Origin of the sequence: Acinetobacter sp. YH12045 (assembly GCF_013419925.1) — a bacterium.
GTDB lineage: Bacteria > Pseudomonadota > Gammaproteobacteria > Pseudomonadales > Moraxellaceae > Acinetobacter > Acinetobacter amyesii.
On record NZ_VOZE01000003.1, the window covers coordinates 124,953 to 139,359 of the forward strand.

At 41.3% G+C, this 14,407-nt stretch carries 11 protein-coding genes, 8 tRNA genes and 1 pseudogene; 7 read left to right on the forward strand and 13 right to left on the reverse strand.

Annotated features, from left to right (window positions below):
• Positions 1-545: 545 nt before the first annotated feature.
• Positions 546-1,749, reverse strand: a pseudogene (locus tag FTU02_RS05670) (multidrug effflux MFS transporter).
• A gap of 135 nt (positions 1,750-1,884) precedes the next feature.
• Here FTU02_RS05670 and yccS point away from each other — a divergent pair.
• The 4 genes from yccS (at position 1,885) to FTU02_RS05690 (ending at position 8,465) form a co-directional block, all read left to right on the forward strand.
• On the forward strand, positions 1,885-4,053 hold the full coding sequence (gene yccS / locus FTU02_RS05675) for a YccS family putative transporter (RefSeq protein ID WP_180156258.1): 2,169 nt from the start codon (positions 1,885-1,887) through the stop codon (positions 4,051-4,053).
• A gap of 85 nt (positions 4,054-4,138) precedes the next feature.
• Complete coding sequence (locus FTU02_RS05680; protein WP_180004995.1) at positions 4,139-4,699, forward strand: YcxB family protein; 561 nt, start codon at positions 4,139-4,141, stop codon at positions 4,697-4,699.
• A 188-nt stretch (positions 4,700-4,887) separates the two neighbouring features.
• Positions 4,888-7,590, forward strand: coding sequence for a sulfite reductase flavoprotein subunit alpha (locus FTU02_RS05685; RefSeq protein WP_180156260.1), 2,703 nt, complete (start codon positions 4,888-4,890; stop codon positions 7,588-7,590).
• Between the two features lie 104 nt (positions 7,591-7,694).
• A complete protein-coding gene (locus FTU02_RS05690; protein WP_180156262.1) occupies positions 7,695-8,465 on the forward strand; it encodes a YdcF family protein in 771 nt (256 codons plus the stop codon).
• A gap of 56 nt (positions 8,466-8,521) precedes the next feature.
• On the opposite strand, the gene FTU02_RS05695 is transcribed toward FTU02_RS05690, so the two are convergent.
• The 11 genes from FTU02_RS05695 to FTU02_RS05745 all read right to left on the reverse strand — a co-directional run bounded on the left by FTU02_RS05695 (position 8,522) and on the right by FTU02_RS05745 (position 11,359).
• Complete coding sequence (locus FTU02_RS05695) at positions 8,522-8,983, reverse strand: DUF2750 domain-containing protein (RefSeq protein WP_180156264.1); 462 nt, start codon at positions 8,981-8,983, stop codon at positions 8,522-8,524.
• Positions 8,984-9,080: 97 nt separating this feature from the next.
• Positions 9,081-9,156, reverse strand: a tRNA-Val gene (locus FTU02_RS05700).
• A 98-nt stretch (positions 9,157-9,254) separates the two neighbouring features.
• Positions 9,255-9,331, reverse strand: a tRNA-Asp gene (locus FTU02_RS05705).
• A 44-nt stretch (positions 9,332-9,375) separates the two neighbouring features.
• Positions 9,376-9,451 (reverse strand) — tRNA-Val (locus tag FTU02_RS05710).
• Positions 9,452-9,482: 31 nt separating this feature from the next.
• A tRNA-Asp gene (locus tag FTU02_RS05715) sits at positions 9,483-9,559 on the reverse strand.
• Positions 9,560-9,572: 13 nt separating this feature from the next.
• Positions 9,573-9,648 (reverse strand) — tRNA-Val (locus FTU02_RS05720).
• 21 nt (positions 9,649-9,669) lie between these two features.
• Positions 9,670-9,746, reverse strand: a tRNA-Asp gene (locus tag FTU02_RS05725).
• A gap of 47 nt (positions 9,747-9,793) precedes the next feature.
• Positions 9,794-9,870, reverse strand: a tRNA-Asp gene (locus FTU02_RS05730).
• A gap of 29 nt (positions 9,871-9,899) precedes the next feature.
• Positions 9,900-9,975: transfer RNA gene (locus FTU02_RS05735), tRNA-Val, on the reverse strand.
• A gap of 462 nt (positions 9,976-10,437) precedes the next feature.
• On the reverse strand, positions 10,438-10,932 hold the full coding sequence (elsL, locus tag FTU02_RS05740; RefSeq protein ID WP_180156266.1) for a cell wall-recycling L,D-carboxypeptidase ElsL: 495 nt from the start codon (positions 10,930-10,932) through the stop codon (positions 10,438-10,440).
• A complete protein-coding gene (locus FTU02_RS05745; RefSeq protein WP_180004991.1) occupies positions 10,925-11,359 on the reverse strand; it encodes a YbaN family protein in 435 nt (144 codons plus the stop codon). Before FTU02_RS05745 ends, elsL begins: the two co-directional genes overlap by 8 nt.
• Before the next feature lie 88 nt (positions 11,360-11,447).
• On the opposite strand from FTU02_RS05745, the gene FTU02_RS05750 reads away from it, so the two are divergent.
• The 3 genes from FTU02_RS05750 (at position 11,448) to dapE (ending at position 13,870) form a co-directional block, all read left to right on the forward strand.
• Positions 11,448-12,311 carry a DUF1853 family protein gene (locus FTU02_RS05750; RefSeq protein WP_180156268.1) on the forward strand — a complete coding sequence of 288 codons (864 nt, stop codon included), beginning with the start codon at positions 11,448-11,450 and terminating at the stop codon, positions 12,309-12,311.
• 154 nt (positions 12,312-12,465) lie between these two features.
• Positions 12,466-12,615 (forward strand): entericidin A/B family lipoprotein, encoded by a 150-nt coding sequence (locus FTU02_RS05755; protein ID WP_078191053.1) that lies wholly within the window; start codon positions 12,466-12,468, stop codon positions 12,613-12,615.
• Positions 12,616-12,736: 121 nt separating this feature from the next.
• Positions 12,737-13,870, forward strand: coding sequence for a succinyl-diaminopimelate desuccinylase (gene dapE, locus FTU02_RS05760; protein ID WP_180134737.1), 1,134 nt, complete (start codon positions 12,737-12,739; stop codon positions 13,868-13,870).
• Positions 13,871-13,938: 68 nt separating this feature from the next.
• Here the strand turns inward: dapE and FTU02_RS05765 are convergent, their stop codons facing one another.
• Entirely contained in the window at positions 13,939-14,406 is a 468-nt protein-coding gene (locus tag FTU02_RS05765) for a hypothetical protein (protein ID WP_180156269.1), read from the reverse strand.
• Position 14,407: the final 1 nt, after the last annotated feature.

Sequence of the window (14,407 nt, forward strand, 5' to 3'; positions counted from 1 at the left end):
CTTTAGTCGCATTAAAGCCTTAACTTGTAGCCCCCAATAACGAAATACTTGAAAGCAAAAAGCAAGAAACCTGAATCCATTACTGAAAATAGACTGAAATATTTAGTTAAAATTCGGACTTAGCCGATTCAGATGGCAAAAAATCTCAATATTCATACCTTAAAGGTAAAAACCCATACCCTGTAGGTATGCAATAAAAACTATAAAATCCGATATATTACCGATAGAGACATTCACAATGTATTTATCCAGCATAACGTAATGTATTTAATGCGAATAATACTTATTTAATAATTATTCTATTTCCTTAGATTAAGACAACAATGATGCGCAGTTTCATTAATTATTTTCAAGTGGATGATTGTTTAGATATAAGTTTCGAGTAAACAGATACTGCCCTCACAATGGGAAAATAGCGCCCTCTTCTAAAGTTATGGATGATGAACATTTATAAATGAGTGACGTGGATATTTGATCAATAATACTAGTACGTTGATGACTGACGTTTAAGTAAGACCTGCTAAACGTCATCACCTGCATTCAGTTCAATCTATCGTTGAAGCTTTTAAACTACGCATAATAATCATTGCAACAACTATAAATAGCAACATAATCAGGGCCATATTGATCAGCGCTGACCATAATAAAAAGTTCAAAAACACTCCAGCCAATAGACCACAGGCAAATTGCATACTTCCCATGATTGCACTGGCTGTGCCAGCTCGTGAGCCTTGTTCAGACATTGCCAATGCCATCGCATTTGGCCCAGTAAAACCAATTGAAGCAACACATAAGAACATGCCAAACATTACAACAATGATAGAGGAAAGATAAAATAACCCTGCCGCCAATAAGATCAGCACACCACACAATTGAAGTGCATTACCCAATTGCAAACGATGGCGAACATCCAGTCGATTTGCAAGTTTCTTGTTGAGGGTCGAAAACACCATAATCCCTAAAGCATTCGCACCAAATACATAAGCAAATTGCTGTTGGCTTAGACCATAACCATCCATTAAAATGGCAGATGAGCCACTGATATAACAAAATAAAATTGCGCCAGAAAAACAGCCTGTGAGCATCGGTTTACGGAAGGTTTCGTCTTGCAAAATCGCACCATATAAACCTAAGACTTGTTTTAAACTTAAGTTTAAGCGCCGCTCGACAGGTAGGGTTTCCTGAAAGAAAAAATGTACGCAGAAAAGACAAAAAATACCGACAAGCACCAATACCGCAAATATGTATTGCCATTCAAACACCTGTAACACCCACGCGCCTAAAGTAGGTGCAATGATTGGTGCAATTGTTGTCACGATCATCATACTCGCAAAGGCCTGAGCTGAAGCTTGCATACTTAAGCGATCACGAATTGCAGCACGAGCAATCACCACACCGACACACCCCCCCAAGGCTTGCAAAACACGAGCAGCGATCAAGCTCCATTCACTATTGGCAAAGACACACAGAAAACTGGCACAAATATATAAAACCAAACCGAAATATAGCGGTGTTTTACGCCCAATACGGTCGCTGACTGGCCCATAAATTAACTGCCCCAATCGCCAAACCCAAGAAATACGCTGGAAGACTATTGGCCACTTGTTGGGTTGTGACACCAAAATCGTCGGCCATTTGAGGTAAAGCCGGCAAATACATATCGATTGAAAGTGGCCCTAAAGCAGTCAGCAATGCCAACAAGACGATCCAGCGTTGAGAAAATTCCTTTTGTGATTCGACGCTTTTCATAAGAATAATTCATTTATTGCAAGCAAGTTTTGCAGACAAGTTTACACTGCACATAGTATTATTTCTTGGCTTCAATGTGAAAATTCACACGATACACATCGCTTACTGCCCCATCGCTTTAGCAAAGGAAAAATTTTGAACGCCTGGCTCGCACGACTGAAACAAGCAACCTATAACACGACCTTTATGTATAACTTGCGCATGGTCATTGCCTTCGCAGGAACAGCCTTTGTCCCATATTTTTTAGATCAGCAATTGATGACCATTCCCCTCACCTTGGGTGTGGTTGCCGCAGGTCTAAGTGATATCGATGACCGCTTTTCAGTCCGCGTGCTCAATCAAATTTATACCTATATCGGGTTCTTTATTACTGCGGTATCCATTTATCTGTTGTTCCCGCATCCGATTTTATTTGCTTTGGGGCTGATTGTGTCTTGTATCGGTTGGATTCTTTTGGGTTCATTGGGTCGTCGCTATGCCACCATTTCTTATGGCTGTCTGGTGATCTCCGTGTATTCCATGCTTGGGGTCGAACTTTTTGAAAATTGGTACACACAAGCGGGTTTATTGGTCATCGGTGCGATGTGGTATGGACTGCTTTCGACTTTGAGCTTTCTGCTGTTTCCAGTACGTCAAGTTCAGGACAAATTGGCCCAAAGCTATTCGTCTCTAGGTGACTTCTTATTTGCAAAATCTAACTTGTTTGATGTCGATATGACACCAGAAAGTTATCAGCAAAGTTTGATTGAGCTATCGCTAGAAAATGGCAAATTAATTGGCATTTTCAACGATATGAAAACAGCCTTATTAACGCGTTTAAAAGGTGACCGTGGACAAAAAGATACGCGTCGTAGCCTGCAATATTATTTTGTCGCGCAAGACATTCATGAACGTGCCGATTCCGCGCATATTGATTATCAAAAATTGACCCGTATTTTTGAACATAGTGATATTTTATTTCGCTTTCAACGCGTGCTTTCGATTCAAGGTAAAGCTTGTAAAGATTTGAGTATCAGTATCTTACAGCGAAAACCTTATCATCATAATCAACGTTTTAAACATGCGTTCCACAATCTGAAATTGTCACTCGAAAAGCTGCGTGAAGAACAAAAATACGATGAAGTTTGGATCAACTCTTTATTTGCTTTATACCAAAACCTAAAAGGCATCGATGCGCAATTACGTAATGTCGAAACCGAGCGTTATATTGACCGACAAGCCCTGATTGAAAATCGTTTAAAAGATGATGATTTAAAAGGCTGGGACGACATCGTCATTCGATTCAAACAACATTTGAGCCCTGAGTCGGTGCTGTTCCGTCATGCTGTGCGTTTATCGACCGTGTTATTTATTGGTTATATTTTTGTCCAAGTCACCAATATCAGTTATGGCTATTGGATTTTATTGACTGCCCTGTTTGTCAGCCAGCCGAACTTTAACGCCACCAAGCGCCGCCTCTATTTACGTATCATTGGCACCTTGGTCGGAATTATTTTAGGTTATGCGATTTTATATTTTGTTCCTTCTGTCGAAGGTCAGTTACTGCTACTCATTTTAAGTGGCGTGCTGTTTTTTGAATTACGCAGTAAGCAATATGCACAAGCCACTGCATTTATTACCATTTTGGCGCTGATCAACTTTAACTTAGATGGAATGGGTTTTGCCGCAGCAATGCCGCGTATGATTGATACACTGATTGGTTGTGCCTTGGCATGGTTTGGTGTGAGTTTCATTTTCCCTGACTGGAAGTTTCGTCGCCTACCTCGGACCATCAGTCGCTCTATTCAAGCGCAGTGTGATTATTTGGCCGAAGTGGTTGAACAATACAAATCTGGTCGTAATAACGGCTTGAATTATCGTGTGGTCCGTCGTGCAGCACATAATACCGATGCAGAAGTAGCATCACTGATTTCCACATTAGCCACCGAACCCGATACCGATCCGACTCAAAAAACTTTAGCCTTTGAGTTTTTGTGTCTCAATCACACCTTTATTAGTTATATCGCGGCCTTAGGTGCGCATCGTGAAAAAATTCAAGACCAACAGGTCTTAACCTTATTGGATAAAGCCACAGATGACATTCAAGGTGCATTGCTGCGTGACGAAGTTCCAGACTTATCTGCGCAAAACATGTTGCAAGAAATCCGTCAGCGTTTGTCACAAAACAGTGAGGAAGATCAAAAATCCTTGATTGTGCTACAACAGCTTTCTTTGATGTTTAACGTCTTGAACCAATTTAGCCAATTGAAACAAAATCTAAGTCATGAGCATGATCAGGCATCGACTGAACTGGCTTCGCTATAATTTGGATGATTTTGGAACAATATACTCACTGAATTGGTATAAATAATGCTAAACTTTTTACAGTTTTAAATCTGTTACTTTCACTATGACCGCAAAAAATTTATACGCCTACACGCTAGAGCCAGTGGCTTATGAAATTTCTGAAGAAGAACAACGTTATGCTCAACTTGTTCTGTCTCGCAGTAACTTCAAAATTGGCAAAAAAGCATGGCTGATTATGGGTGCAATTCTTGCACTGGCACTCTTGGGCCTCATCTTTATTAAGAACTATTCAACAGTATTTTGCTGGGTAGCTATTGTCTGTGTTGTGATTTACTTCCTTGTGCGTAAATTCGGTATCGAGTGGTATGCGAAACGCAAACTGAACGAAGTCCCTGTACAAGAAATTAAAGGCATCCGTATGGGTGTTCAGCCGCATGGGATCTCTATGCAGCAACGTATGGGCGCAAACATGGGGACGATGACTGTCGGTTGGAAAGACATTCATGAATGGTATGACACTAAAGACTTCATCCTTTTAAACTTTAAAGTGAAGGGTCAAGACGGCGCATACATCTTGCCTAAACGTATGGATAGCAAGAAGTTTCCATTTTCGACCATTCGTAAACATTTAAATGAAACTGTAGGCCCTGCTAAACCAATTTAAGCCTAACAGACATTTGTTTATAAAAAGCCTCCTCTCTTTGGAGGTTTTTTTATGTGTTTAATTTTTGAATAATTATTGATAATTACAATAATGAGAATGAATATTACTTACTTTTTCCACATTCTCTACTACATCATCGTTTATAATTTGTCGCAATTCAGCAACCTTTTATCAATATTAAATTCATCATGTTTAAGAAAACCCTTTTCCAGATTCACTGGTTCTTGGGGATTAGTGCCGGCTTAATACTCTCGCTTATGGGGGTTACAGGTGCCATTTATTCCTATGAACAGCAAATACTTAAAGCAATCAATCAGGACAGTTATGTGGTTCAGGCTCAACAGCAGCCTAAACTAACCCCTGCTGAGCTTTATCAGCACTTTAGTCAGTCTGATCCTGACATGAAAATTAACAGCATCTCTATTGCCTCAGATGCTACCACCTCAAGTACCGTGAATATTGTCAAAGAAGGTGCTCGTCGTGGCTATAACATGATGGTTAACCCCTATACAGCCGAAGTTTTACCTGAAATCAAAGGTCAAAAATTCTTCCAGTTTGTACAGCAGCTACACCGTAATTTAACTGTTGGCCCTGTTGGTAAACAAATTACCGGCGCATGTACACTGATGCTGATTTATTTTGTATTGAGTGGTTTATATCTGCGTTGGCCAAAAAGACATTCTGTAAAACAATGGCTTGCAGTAAAACCAAAGCTCAAAGGACGTAATTTCCTATGGGATTTACATGCAGTCGTCGGCACATGGGTGATTGTTTTTTATCTCATTTTGGCATGTACAGGTCTGTACTGGTCTTATGATTGGTGGCGTAATGGCATGTTTAAAGTCATGGGCGTTGAACGTCCACAGCCCCAATTGCAAGAAGGTCCAAAAACGAATGGACAACCTGCTGAACATGCGGGCGAAAAGCAAAGCGCTGAAAAACAAGCCACTGAAGCAGGACAAACTCGTGGTGAACACCAAGCACGTTCTGAAAGAAACCCTGCAACGTCGAGTCCCTCTGAACACGGCGCTCAAGAAAACAAACATGGTGCTAAAGGTCGCGGAGAAAAACGTGGTCTAAAACCAGAACAAGTGAATATTGCCCTTACCCAAAGTTGGAATGGCTTTAATCAAAATATTGGTCGTGAATACTCAAGTGTCACTTTTAATATTCCGAAAAAAGCCAATGGTGAATTAGAAATTAACTTTGTGGATGCCGTCCCTCAACATGAACGTGCTCGCAACAAAGCGACTTATAACTACAAAACGTCTGCTCTCACCGATATCGAGTTATACGAAGATAAAAAATTAAATGAAAAAATCATGACCAGCATGTTACCTGTGCATCGTGGTAGTTTCTTCGGACCGATTTATCAGTTCTTTGTGGTTATTGCATCCCTCATGATGCCGCTGTTCTTTGTCACTGGATGGATGCTCTATCTCAAACGTCGTAAACAGAAAAAACTGACACAGCAAGCTCGTCAAAGCTTAGCACCTGTTGCCATCGACCCAAACGCACAGCCTTGGTTAATTTGCTATGCATCACAAACAGGTCAGTCTGAACAATTGGCATGGCGTACAGCAACAAGCTTACAAGAGGCTCGTCAGCCCGTCACAGTGAAAGCTGTTCAGCAACTTTCAGCAGATGACTTAACGCAAGCCGCTCAGGTTTTATTTGTTGCAAGTACTTATGGCACTGGCGAAGCACCTGACCTCGCTTCAAGCTTTGAACGTAAACTGATGACACAAAGCCTCGATTTGAGTCATGTTCAGTTTGCCGTATTAGCTTTAGGTTCAGAAGAATATCCTGATACTTTCTGTAGCTTTGGTCATGCGATTCATCGTTGGATGCAGAGTAATGCGGCGAAGCCCCTGTTTGACACGATTGAAGTCAATAATGGCGACACCCAAGCCATTCAAGCATGGAATAGCGCTTTAGCCAAAGCGACTAAACTTGAACTTCAGCACATGCAAATTGAAAAAACTTTTGATGCATGGACATTGACCAAACGTGATTTACTCAACCCGAACAGTTTAGGTGCACCTGCATTTAATATTGAGTTAAAACCGCAACATGAAGCCAATTGGCAAGCGGGTGATATTGCAGAGATTCAGCCGGGTAATAGTGCTGAACGTATTGCAAACTTCATGCAAAAGTATCAGATTCAGAGTCAGCAAGTGGTTGATTCTACTCAGCAACGTATTGAAGATGCATTATGGGATCGTAACCTAAATACGGATGTCGAACCATTTGCCAACCTTGATCACTTGCTCGAACAGCTTCCACCGCTTCCAACTCGTGAATACTCGATTGCCAGTATTCCAAGTCAGCAAGTATTACGCTTAGTGGTGCGTCAGCAATCCAATGCGGATGGTGAGCTTGGTTTAGGCTCTGGTTGGTTAACACAACATGCTGCGATCAATAGCACACTACAACTGCGTATTCGTACCAATGAATCATTCCATCTGATTGCAGATAATCGTCCTGTGATTTGTATTGGTAACGGTACAGGTATTGCTGGTTTACTCAGCCTGTTACATACACGAGTTCGTCAAGACTATACGCAAAACTGGCTGATTTTTGGTGAGCGCCAACGCGCACATGATTTCTTTTATCAAGACGTCATTGAAGCATGGCAAAACACCGGTTTAGTTCAACGCATAGACCTCACCTTCTCTCGTGATCAAACGGAGAAACGCTATGTGCATCATGAGCTACGTGACCATGCGACCTTATTAAAATCATGGGTAGAACAAGGTGCCGTGATCTACGTTTGCGGTAGTATCAACGGTATGGCAACGGACGTTGACCACGCACTGATTGATATATTAGGTGAAGACGTTGTTGCTGAACTGCGTCAAGCTGGGCGCTACCGCCGTGATGTTTATTAATAAGATGTTTACTCATAAATAGTCCCAACTAAAAACCAGACCTCGTGTCTGGTTTTTTTCACGCTATACTTAGGCCAAATACGAATACTGCTTTAATTTTTTGCATGAAAAGAATACTACTGCTTTGTGTAGGCTTGCTGCTCTGCGTAGATGCCATTTGGTTACTTACATTAGATAAAATTCATTTAGGCATCCTTTTACCCTTAGTCATTGGGTGTATTTTTATTTTATCCGGACTATTTTCAACCCAAATCCACAATATTTTAGATCAATACCCTAAACTCAAAAGGCTCTGGCGTGCTACATGGTGGTTGTTTTGGCTTTGGCTATTGAGCCTTTTACTGTTTTTTGCGTATTTACACTTCAATAGCCAGCAATCTAAGCCATTTACTTCCGTCCAAGCTATCATCGTTTTAGGTAGTGGTATTGAAAATGGTCAACCCTCTCCGACCTTAAAGGCGCGTCTCGATGCCGCAGCACCGTATGCCTTGCAACAGCCCAATGCCATCATGATCATGACCGGTGGTTTAGGCTTTAATGAAAAAATGACCGAATCCTCTGTCATGAAGCGCTATTTACTTCAACACTATGACATTTCAGCGGCACGTCTATATGAAGAAAGTAAAAGTACCAGTACAGAACTCAACCTGATCAATAGTAAAAAGATTTTAAAACAACATCAAATTTCGCTTGATACACCCATAGCAATTGCCAGTAGTGACTTTCACCTTCCACGTGCAAAAGCAATTGCACGAAAGTTAGGCTATACACAGGTGTATACCATTGCAGCGCCTACACCGCTGTACATCCGCTACAACTCTTGGCTACGTGAATATTTTGCTTTTTTGAGCGGTTTTGTACTTAACGAATATTAAAAAAAAGCCCTTGTTTGATCAGTAAACAAGGGCTTTTTTATGCTGTAAATAAACAATTAATTTAAACGAATGCTACGTGGCAAAGGAATTTTAAGGTTTTCAAAGATTTCTGGGCGCTGTTGATAGACTTGATATAAATAATTTTTAATATCTAACAGCATCTTTTCAGGCGCAACCAAAATATTTTGCCCGTCTGGGGTTAAATCTAAAGATACCGTAGTGCTCTCGCTGCGTAAAAACGGAATGACTTTTTCGATAAAGTCTTTTAATGAAATTTCCTGAATTTCATAATTGGACCAATTGTCTTTAATTAATAAATGTGCCAAACCACGATTTTGCCAAATGGCGAAGGAACGCTGACCTGTAGGTGTCGCACAAAGTGCCCAACCATCTTGATATAACGCAATCACGCCACCTTGAGCGACCATATTTTCAATAAATTGTTTATAGGTTTCTTGAGGATTGTAATTTGTAGTTTGAGTTTTAGACGCTGCCTTGCGCTGATATGGATTTCTCATAGATCACATACAATATTAAAATTATTATAGAGCGGATTCTATGTAAATCAGAAAATTTAGGCAAGCTTTTGGGGAAAGAAGTTTCTATAGAAGAATATGGTGGGCGCTGACGGGATCGAACCGCCGACATTCTGCTTGTAAGGCAGACGCTCTACCAACTGAGCTAAGCGCCCTGAGCGAAGAGTAACAAAGCGAAGCTTTGTCTGAGCGCAAGAGAAAAATCAAAGATTTTTCTAAAGGCATTCTCTTGAACAGAGATTTTTAAGATAAATGGCGCAGCGGACGGGACTCGAACCCGCGACCCCCGGCGTGACAGGCCGGTATTCTAACCAACTGAACTACCGCTGCATCACGTAGTTTCTTTCGAAACACAACCTATATCTTAAAAGATATGGTGGGCGCTGACGGGATCGAACCGCCGACATTCTGCTTGTAAGGCAGACGCTCTACCAACTGAGCTAAGCGCCCTTAAAGGGTACAAAAATTATATTCTTTGAAATGGCGCAGCGGACGGGACTCGAACCCGCGACCCCCGGCGTGACAGGCCGGTATTCTAACCAACTGAACTACCGCTGCATCGCAAAAAATATGGTGGGCGCTGACGGGATCGAACCGCCGACATTCTGCTTGTAAGGCAGACGCTCTACCAACTGAGCTAAGCGCCCTCAAAAGATCTATCATGTAAATGGCGCAGCGGACGGGACTCGAACCCGCGACCCCCGGCGTGACAGGCCGGTATTCTAACCAACTGAACTACCGCTGCACTTACACAATGTCGCTATTGTGGTTCAAACGAATTAAGATTTAAAGTGGCGCAGCGGACGGGACTCGAACCCGCGACCCCCGGCGTGACAGGCCGGTATTCTAACCAACTGAACTACCGCTGCACTCTAAATATCTTAACGCTGAAAAGGTTTGGTGGGCGCTGACGGGATCGAACCGCCGACATTCTGCTTGTAAGGCAGACGCTCTACCAACTGAGCTAAGCGCCCTTTTCAAAACATGTTCATCGTTTGATGAGGTGCATTATAGAGAATCCTCACGGTCTGTCAAACGCTTTTCTAACTCTTTTCCACTTTTTCTGTTTGAGTGATTAAAAAATAAGTTATATTGCGGAAAAATCAGTATTTTTGAACATTTTTTAGCTATAAACCTGTAAATTTATTACTAAAAATAGGACTTATATTCTGCATCATTCACATAAAAAACAGTTTTTCGCGTGGACTCATAACTAATCATTCAGCGAACCGACGATTAATTCACCACACACACTGCATTCTAAAACACCGCAGTGCACAAAATACATTCAAACACGATTTTCTGTTAGTTTGCGAGCATTAGTCCTGACAAAAGTCCTGACAAAAAAACGCCTTTCAAACTCACTTTAATTCTTCAAACCCATGGTTTGATGTCATGAACTTCTGTTTTCATGGCTTGTGCTTTTAACGACGTGTTCAATGTTCAGTGATGTAAACCAGCGCATTTAATGGAATCAATTGATAAAGTTCTACAACATCGCTGTTTCGCATGCGAATACAACCATGCGACATCGGTATACCCATAGGCTCTCTATCTGGTGTGCCATGAATATAAATATAACGCTGATAAGTATCACAGCCCTCACCTGCATTAAAGCCGGGTTCTAAACCACTGAGCCATAATATTCGAGATAAAATCCAATCCCGATCAGGGTGTGATGCAGCAAGTTGCTCGTCGTAAACCTCTCCGGTCCACTGACGTGCTTTAAAAACTGCATTTTGAGGATGTTGTCCACCAAACTTTTCAGCCACTTGATGCCAGCCTCGTGGCGTCTTTCCACTATTTTCCTGCTCACCAATGCCATTTTTACCCGATGAAATTAGATAAAACTTATTCAGTTTCGGCAAAGTTAAAGTTTGATCTTTCAAGTTAATCAGGATATCTGCTTGATCTTGGGTATATTCAGACATGCTCTTGCTCTTTCTGCTTATCTTTATCTTGTGGTTGTGTCTGCGGCGATGTTTCAATAGTTCTAATCTTATTTGGCTCTGGTCGTGTCCATAACCAAATGCCAACAATCAACATGGTTAAGTCAGTGAAAATCTTGACGGCAATCGGTGCTGATGTAAAAAGCATAATCAGACCACTCACAAACATCATGATCGATGCAAACCATTTTGCTTTGCGTGGGACTGTGCCATTTTCGCGCCAAGCGCGTAAGGTTGGCCCATATTTAGGATGATTCAACAACCAAGCATCCATTTGAGGCCAACCTTTTGAAGCCGCCCATGCCGCTAATATTAAGAAGACTGTCGTGGGCATTCCCGGCAATAAAGCCCCTATAAAGCCTAAAATGACAAAGACAACCACTAAGCTTCGCCAAAACAACGTCTTCATACCGCTACCCTGAACTTTCAATTCAGGCAGTATAAGATGTTTTTAACAATTATCCGTTGTTATTCTGCATTATTCGAAAGGTTTCAATATGGCTGTAGCCCCGACAACGTCGTCTTATTTTGAGCCATGGTTGCAATTTAAACAGCCCTTAGTTCGCCAATTAGCTTTCTGTATTGCTAGCCCAAATATTCTGCAGCAAATTCCCAATGAACTCGAAATCCGCTATCCCTTTCATTTTCATCCAAGCGAGCTTTGGCATAAATATTTTGAAGCCTACCTTCCCCGTTTAAAACAACTCGAACAACACCCAAGTGCATTAGTAGAATTTTTACAAAAATTAAAAAGTACTCGCCTTGGTTTACGTTTCGAAATGTTTATATGGTTTTGGCTTCTCGATCACCCATACCATCCCTACCAGTTACTCGGACATAGCATTCAAAAAATTGACGGCCCTCGTACAGTAGGTGAACTCGATTTTGTTTTAAAAAATACCGAAAGTGGTGAAGTTGAACACTGGGAAGTGGCTTTAAAATATTATCTAGCCGAGCGTGATTTTCAATTACCCTATTGGTATGGCTTAAATCGTAGTGATACTTTGGCTCGAAAGCTCAATCATTTCACCCAAAAACAATTCCAATTTGATGAAGCACTTGGGCAGCAGATTCAACAGCGCTATTGCGTTTTAAAGGGTCAATTATATTTACCTATTCAGCGTACCAGCACATTACCAAACTGGGTCAATCCTGCACGTAGAATAGGTCAATGGGGACATGTCATTCCATCTACGAGTCAAGGTTACTATCGCCTACAACGACATGAATGGATTTGCGTGCAGCAGCAACCGACAAGTAAAACCGCACATTGGTGGACAGATGGTTTATATAAAAAAGACAGTGAGGAAAGCTATTATATGTATAGACAGCCACGCTTGATTTTGCCGCAAACGATTTAAGACTCAATCCACCATTTAGTAGAAATTTACATTTATTTACTCAACCACCGTAAAAACCACCTACTGTTTGATACGGCTATTTTTTAATCTAAATCTCACATCAGAATAATTTATCCCTCTAAAAATTATTCTTTCATAATGGAGAATACAGTCAATGAAAAAAATTTTAGCTGCATCACTTATGGTTGCTTTTGTACTGACAGGTTGTAATACAGTAAAAGGTGTTGGTAAAGACGTATCTAAAGCTGGAGATGCGGTAACCAATACTGCTGAGAAAACTTCGGAAGAAATTCGCCGCAATTAATTTCTTTCCCAAGAATTTATAAAAGAGCCCTATTTTTTAATAGGGTTTTTTTACGTCTAAATTTCCCTTCGCTTGTTGATTCGCCTATTATATTGCGACATTTTTGACTTCTGTATTTAGCATGACCTCAACAGCAACTCTTGATCTCAGCCTAGAACTACTTCGCCAACCGTCGGTGACACCGATTGACCATACCTGCCAGAACATTATGGCGGATCGTTTAGCCAAAATTGGCTTTAACATTGAAAATATGCGTTTTGATGATGTAGATAATCTTTGGGCACGTAAAGGGACTGAAGCACCAGTATTTTGCTTTGCAGGTCATACGGATGTAGTACCTACGGGTAACTTGGATGCATGGGGTTCTGACCCATTTCTTCCTGAAATTCGCGACGGTAAACTGTATGGTCGTGGCAGCGCAGATATGAAAACCGCGTTGGCAGCTATGGTTGTTGCTTCAGAACGTTTTGTTGCAAAGCATCCAAATCATAAAGGTTCGATTGCATTTCTTATTACCTCTGACGAAGAGGGTCCTTCGATCAACGGGACTGTCAAAGTTGTTGAAACTTTAGAAGCGCGTAATGAAAAAATGACTTGGTGTTTGGTGGGTGAACCATCTAGCACCAACACACTTGGCGATATTGTTAAAAATGGTCGTCGTGGTTCGCTAAATGCCAATTTAACGGTTAAGGGTAAACAAGGGCACGTTGCTTACCCACATCTAGCAGTCAATCCAATCCATACAGCATCAAAGGCACTGGCTGAACTTTGCGATACCGTGTGGGATAATGGCAACGAATACTTCCCCGCAACATCTTTTCAAATTTCCAATATCAATGCCGGCACAGGTGCAACCAACGTTGTTCCGGGCACGATGAATTTACTCTTTAACTTCCGTTATTCAACAGAAGTAACGGCAGATGAACTCAAAGCACGTACTTTGGAAATTTTAGATCGTCATGGCGTTGAATATGACATCTCTTGGACCTTATCTGGTTTGCCATTCCTCACCCCAGTAGGTGAGTTAGTAAATGCCGCACGTGATGCCATTCGAGAAGTTACTGGGACAGAAACAGAACTTTCGACCAGTGGTGGAACTTCTGATGGTCGATTCATTGCGCCTACAGGTGCGCAGGTGCTTGAACTGGGTGTTTTAAATGCTACGATTCACCAAATCAATGAACACGTTAATGTGGCAGAGTTGGAGCCACTTTCTGAAATTTACGAAAAGATTTTAGAAAACCTGTTGGCTTAAATATTCCCCACATAGTCAAAAAAAGGAACTCCATTGAGTTCCTTTTTTATATCTCGCTTTTACAAATACTAAGCCACTTGAAGCCCAATGCTATTTTGAATATTGGCTAAATTTGGAATATGAAATACCTGATCGGCCATGCGTACATATTGGAAAATATTGGCGTCTTTCACGGCTTTTTCTTCATCAACCACTTCAGAAATACGCAGACGAATGGTTTTCGGCATTTCATTACACATCAGTGCAAAACGCTGTCCAACATCATCGCCTTCAATCACCAAAGCCACGCCCTGATTTTTTGCAGGATCATTGACCGAGAAAACAGGCAATTTCAATTCATGCCATTCAACAAAAGGAACCTTGGTTGCACTATCGAGCGCTGAAAGCACAATATTTTGTGGCAACAACATTGGCTCTTTACCATGACAATCGATGATATACGCATCGATAAAACCGGTAGAAACCGTAATGAGATGTTGCAGTTCCTGCTGATCAATTTTATCGCTGACAACCTGAGAAACAGTGTTTTGGCTCATA

Excerpts from the sequence above, each read along its gene's own strand:
- FTU02_RS05680 (WP_180004995.1), top strand. The coding sequence starts at position 4,139 with ATGACCGCAAAAAATTTATACGCCTACACGCTAGAGCCAGTGGCTTAT.
- FTU02_RS05685 (WP_180156260.1), top strand. The coding sequence starts at position 4,888 with ATGTTTAAGAAAACCCTTTTCCAGATTCACTGGTTCTTGGGGATTAGT.
- FTU02_RS05690 (WP_180156262.1), top strand. The coding sequence starts at position 7,695 with ATGAAAAGAATACTACTGCTTTGTGTAGGCTTGCTGCTCTGCGTAGAT.
- FTU02_RS05695 (WP_180156264.1), bottom strand. The coding sequence starts at position 8,983 with ATGAGAAATCCATATCAGCGCAAGGCAGCGTCTAAAACTCAAACTACA.
- elsL (WP_180156266.1), bottom strand. The coding sequence starts at position 10,932 with ATGTCTGAATATACCCAAGATCAAGCAGATATCCTGATTAACTTGAAA.
- FTU02_RS05745 (WP_180004991.1), bottom strand. The coding sequence starts at position 11,359 with ATGAAGACGTTGTTTTGGCGAAGCTTAGTGGTTGTCTTTGTCATTTTA.
- FTU02_RS05750 (WP_180156268.1), top strand. The coding sequence starts at position 11,448 with ATGGCTGTAGCCCCGACAACGTCGTCTTATTTTGAGCCATGGTTGCAA.
- FTU02_RS05755 (WP_078191053.1), top strand. The coding sequence starts at position 12,466 with ATGAAAAAAATTTTAGCTGCATCACTTATGGTTGCTTTTGTACTGACA.
- dapE (WP_180134737.1), top strand. The coding sequence starts at position 12,737 with ATGACCTCAACAGCAACTCTTGATCTCAGCCTAGAACTACTTCGCCAA.
- FTU02_RS05765 (WP_180156269.1), bottom strand. The coding sequence starts at position 14,406 with ATGAGCCAAAACACTGTTTCTCAGGTTGTCAGCGATAAAATTGATCAG.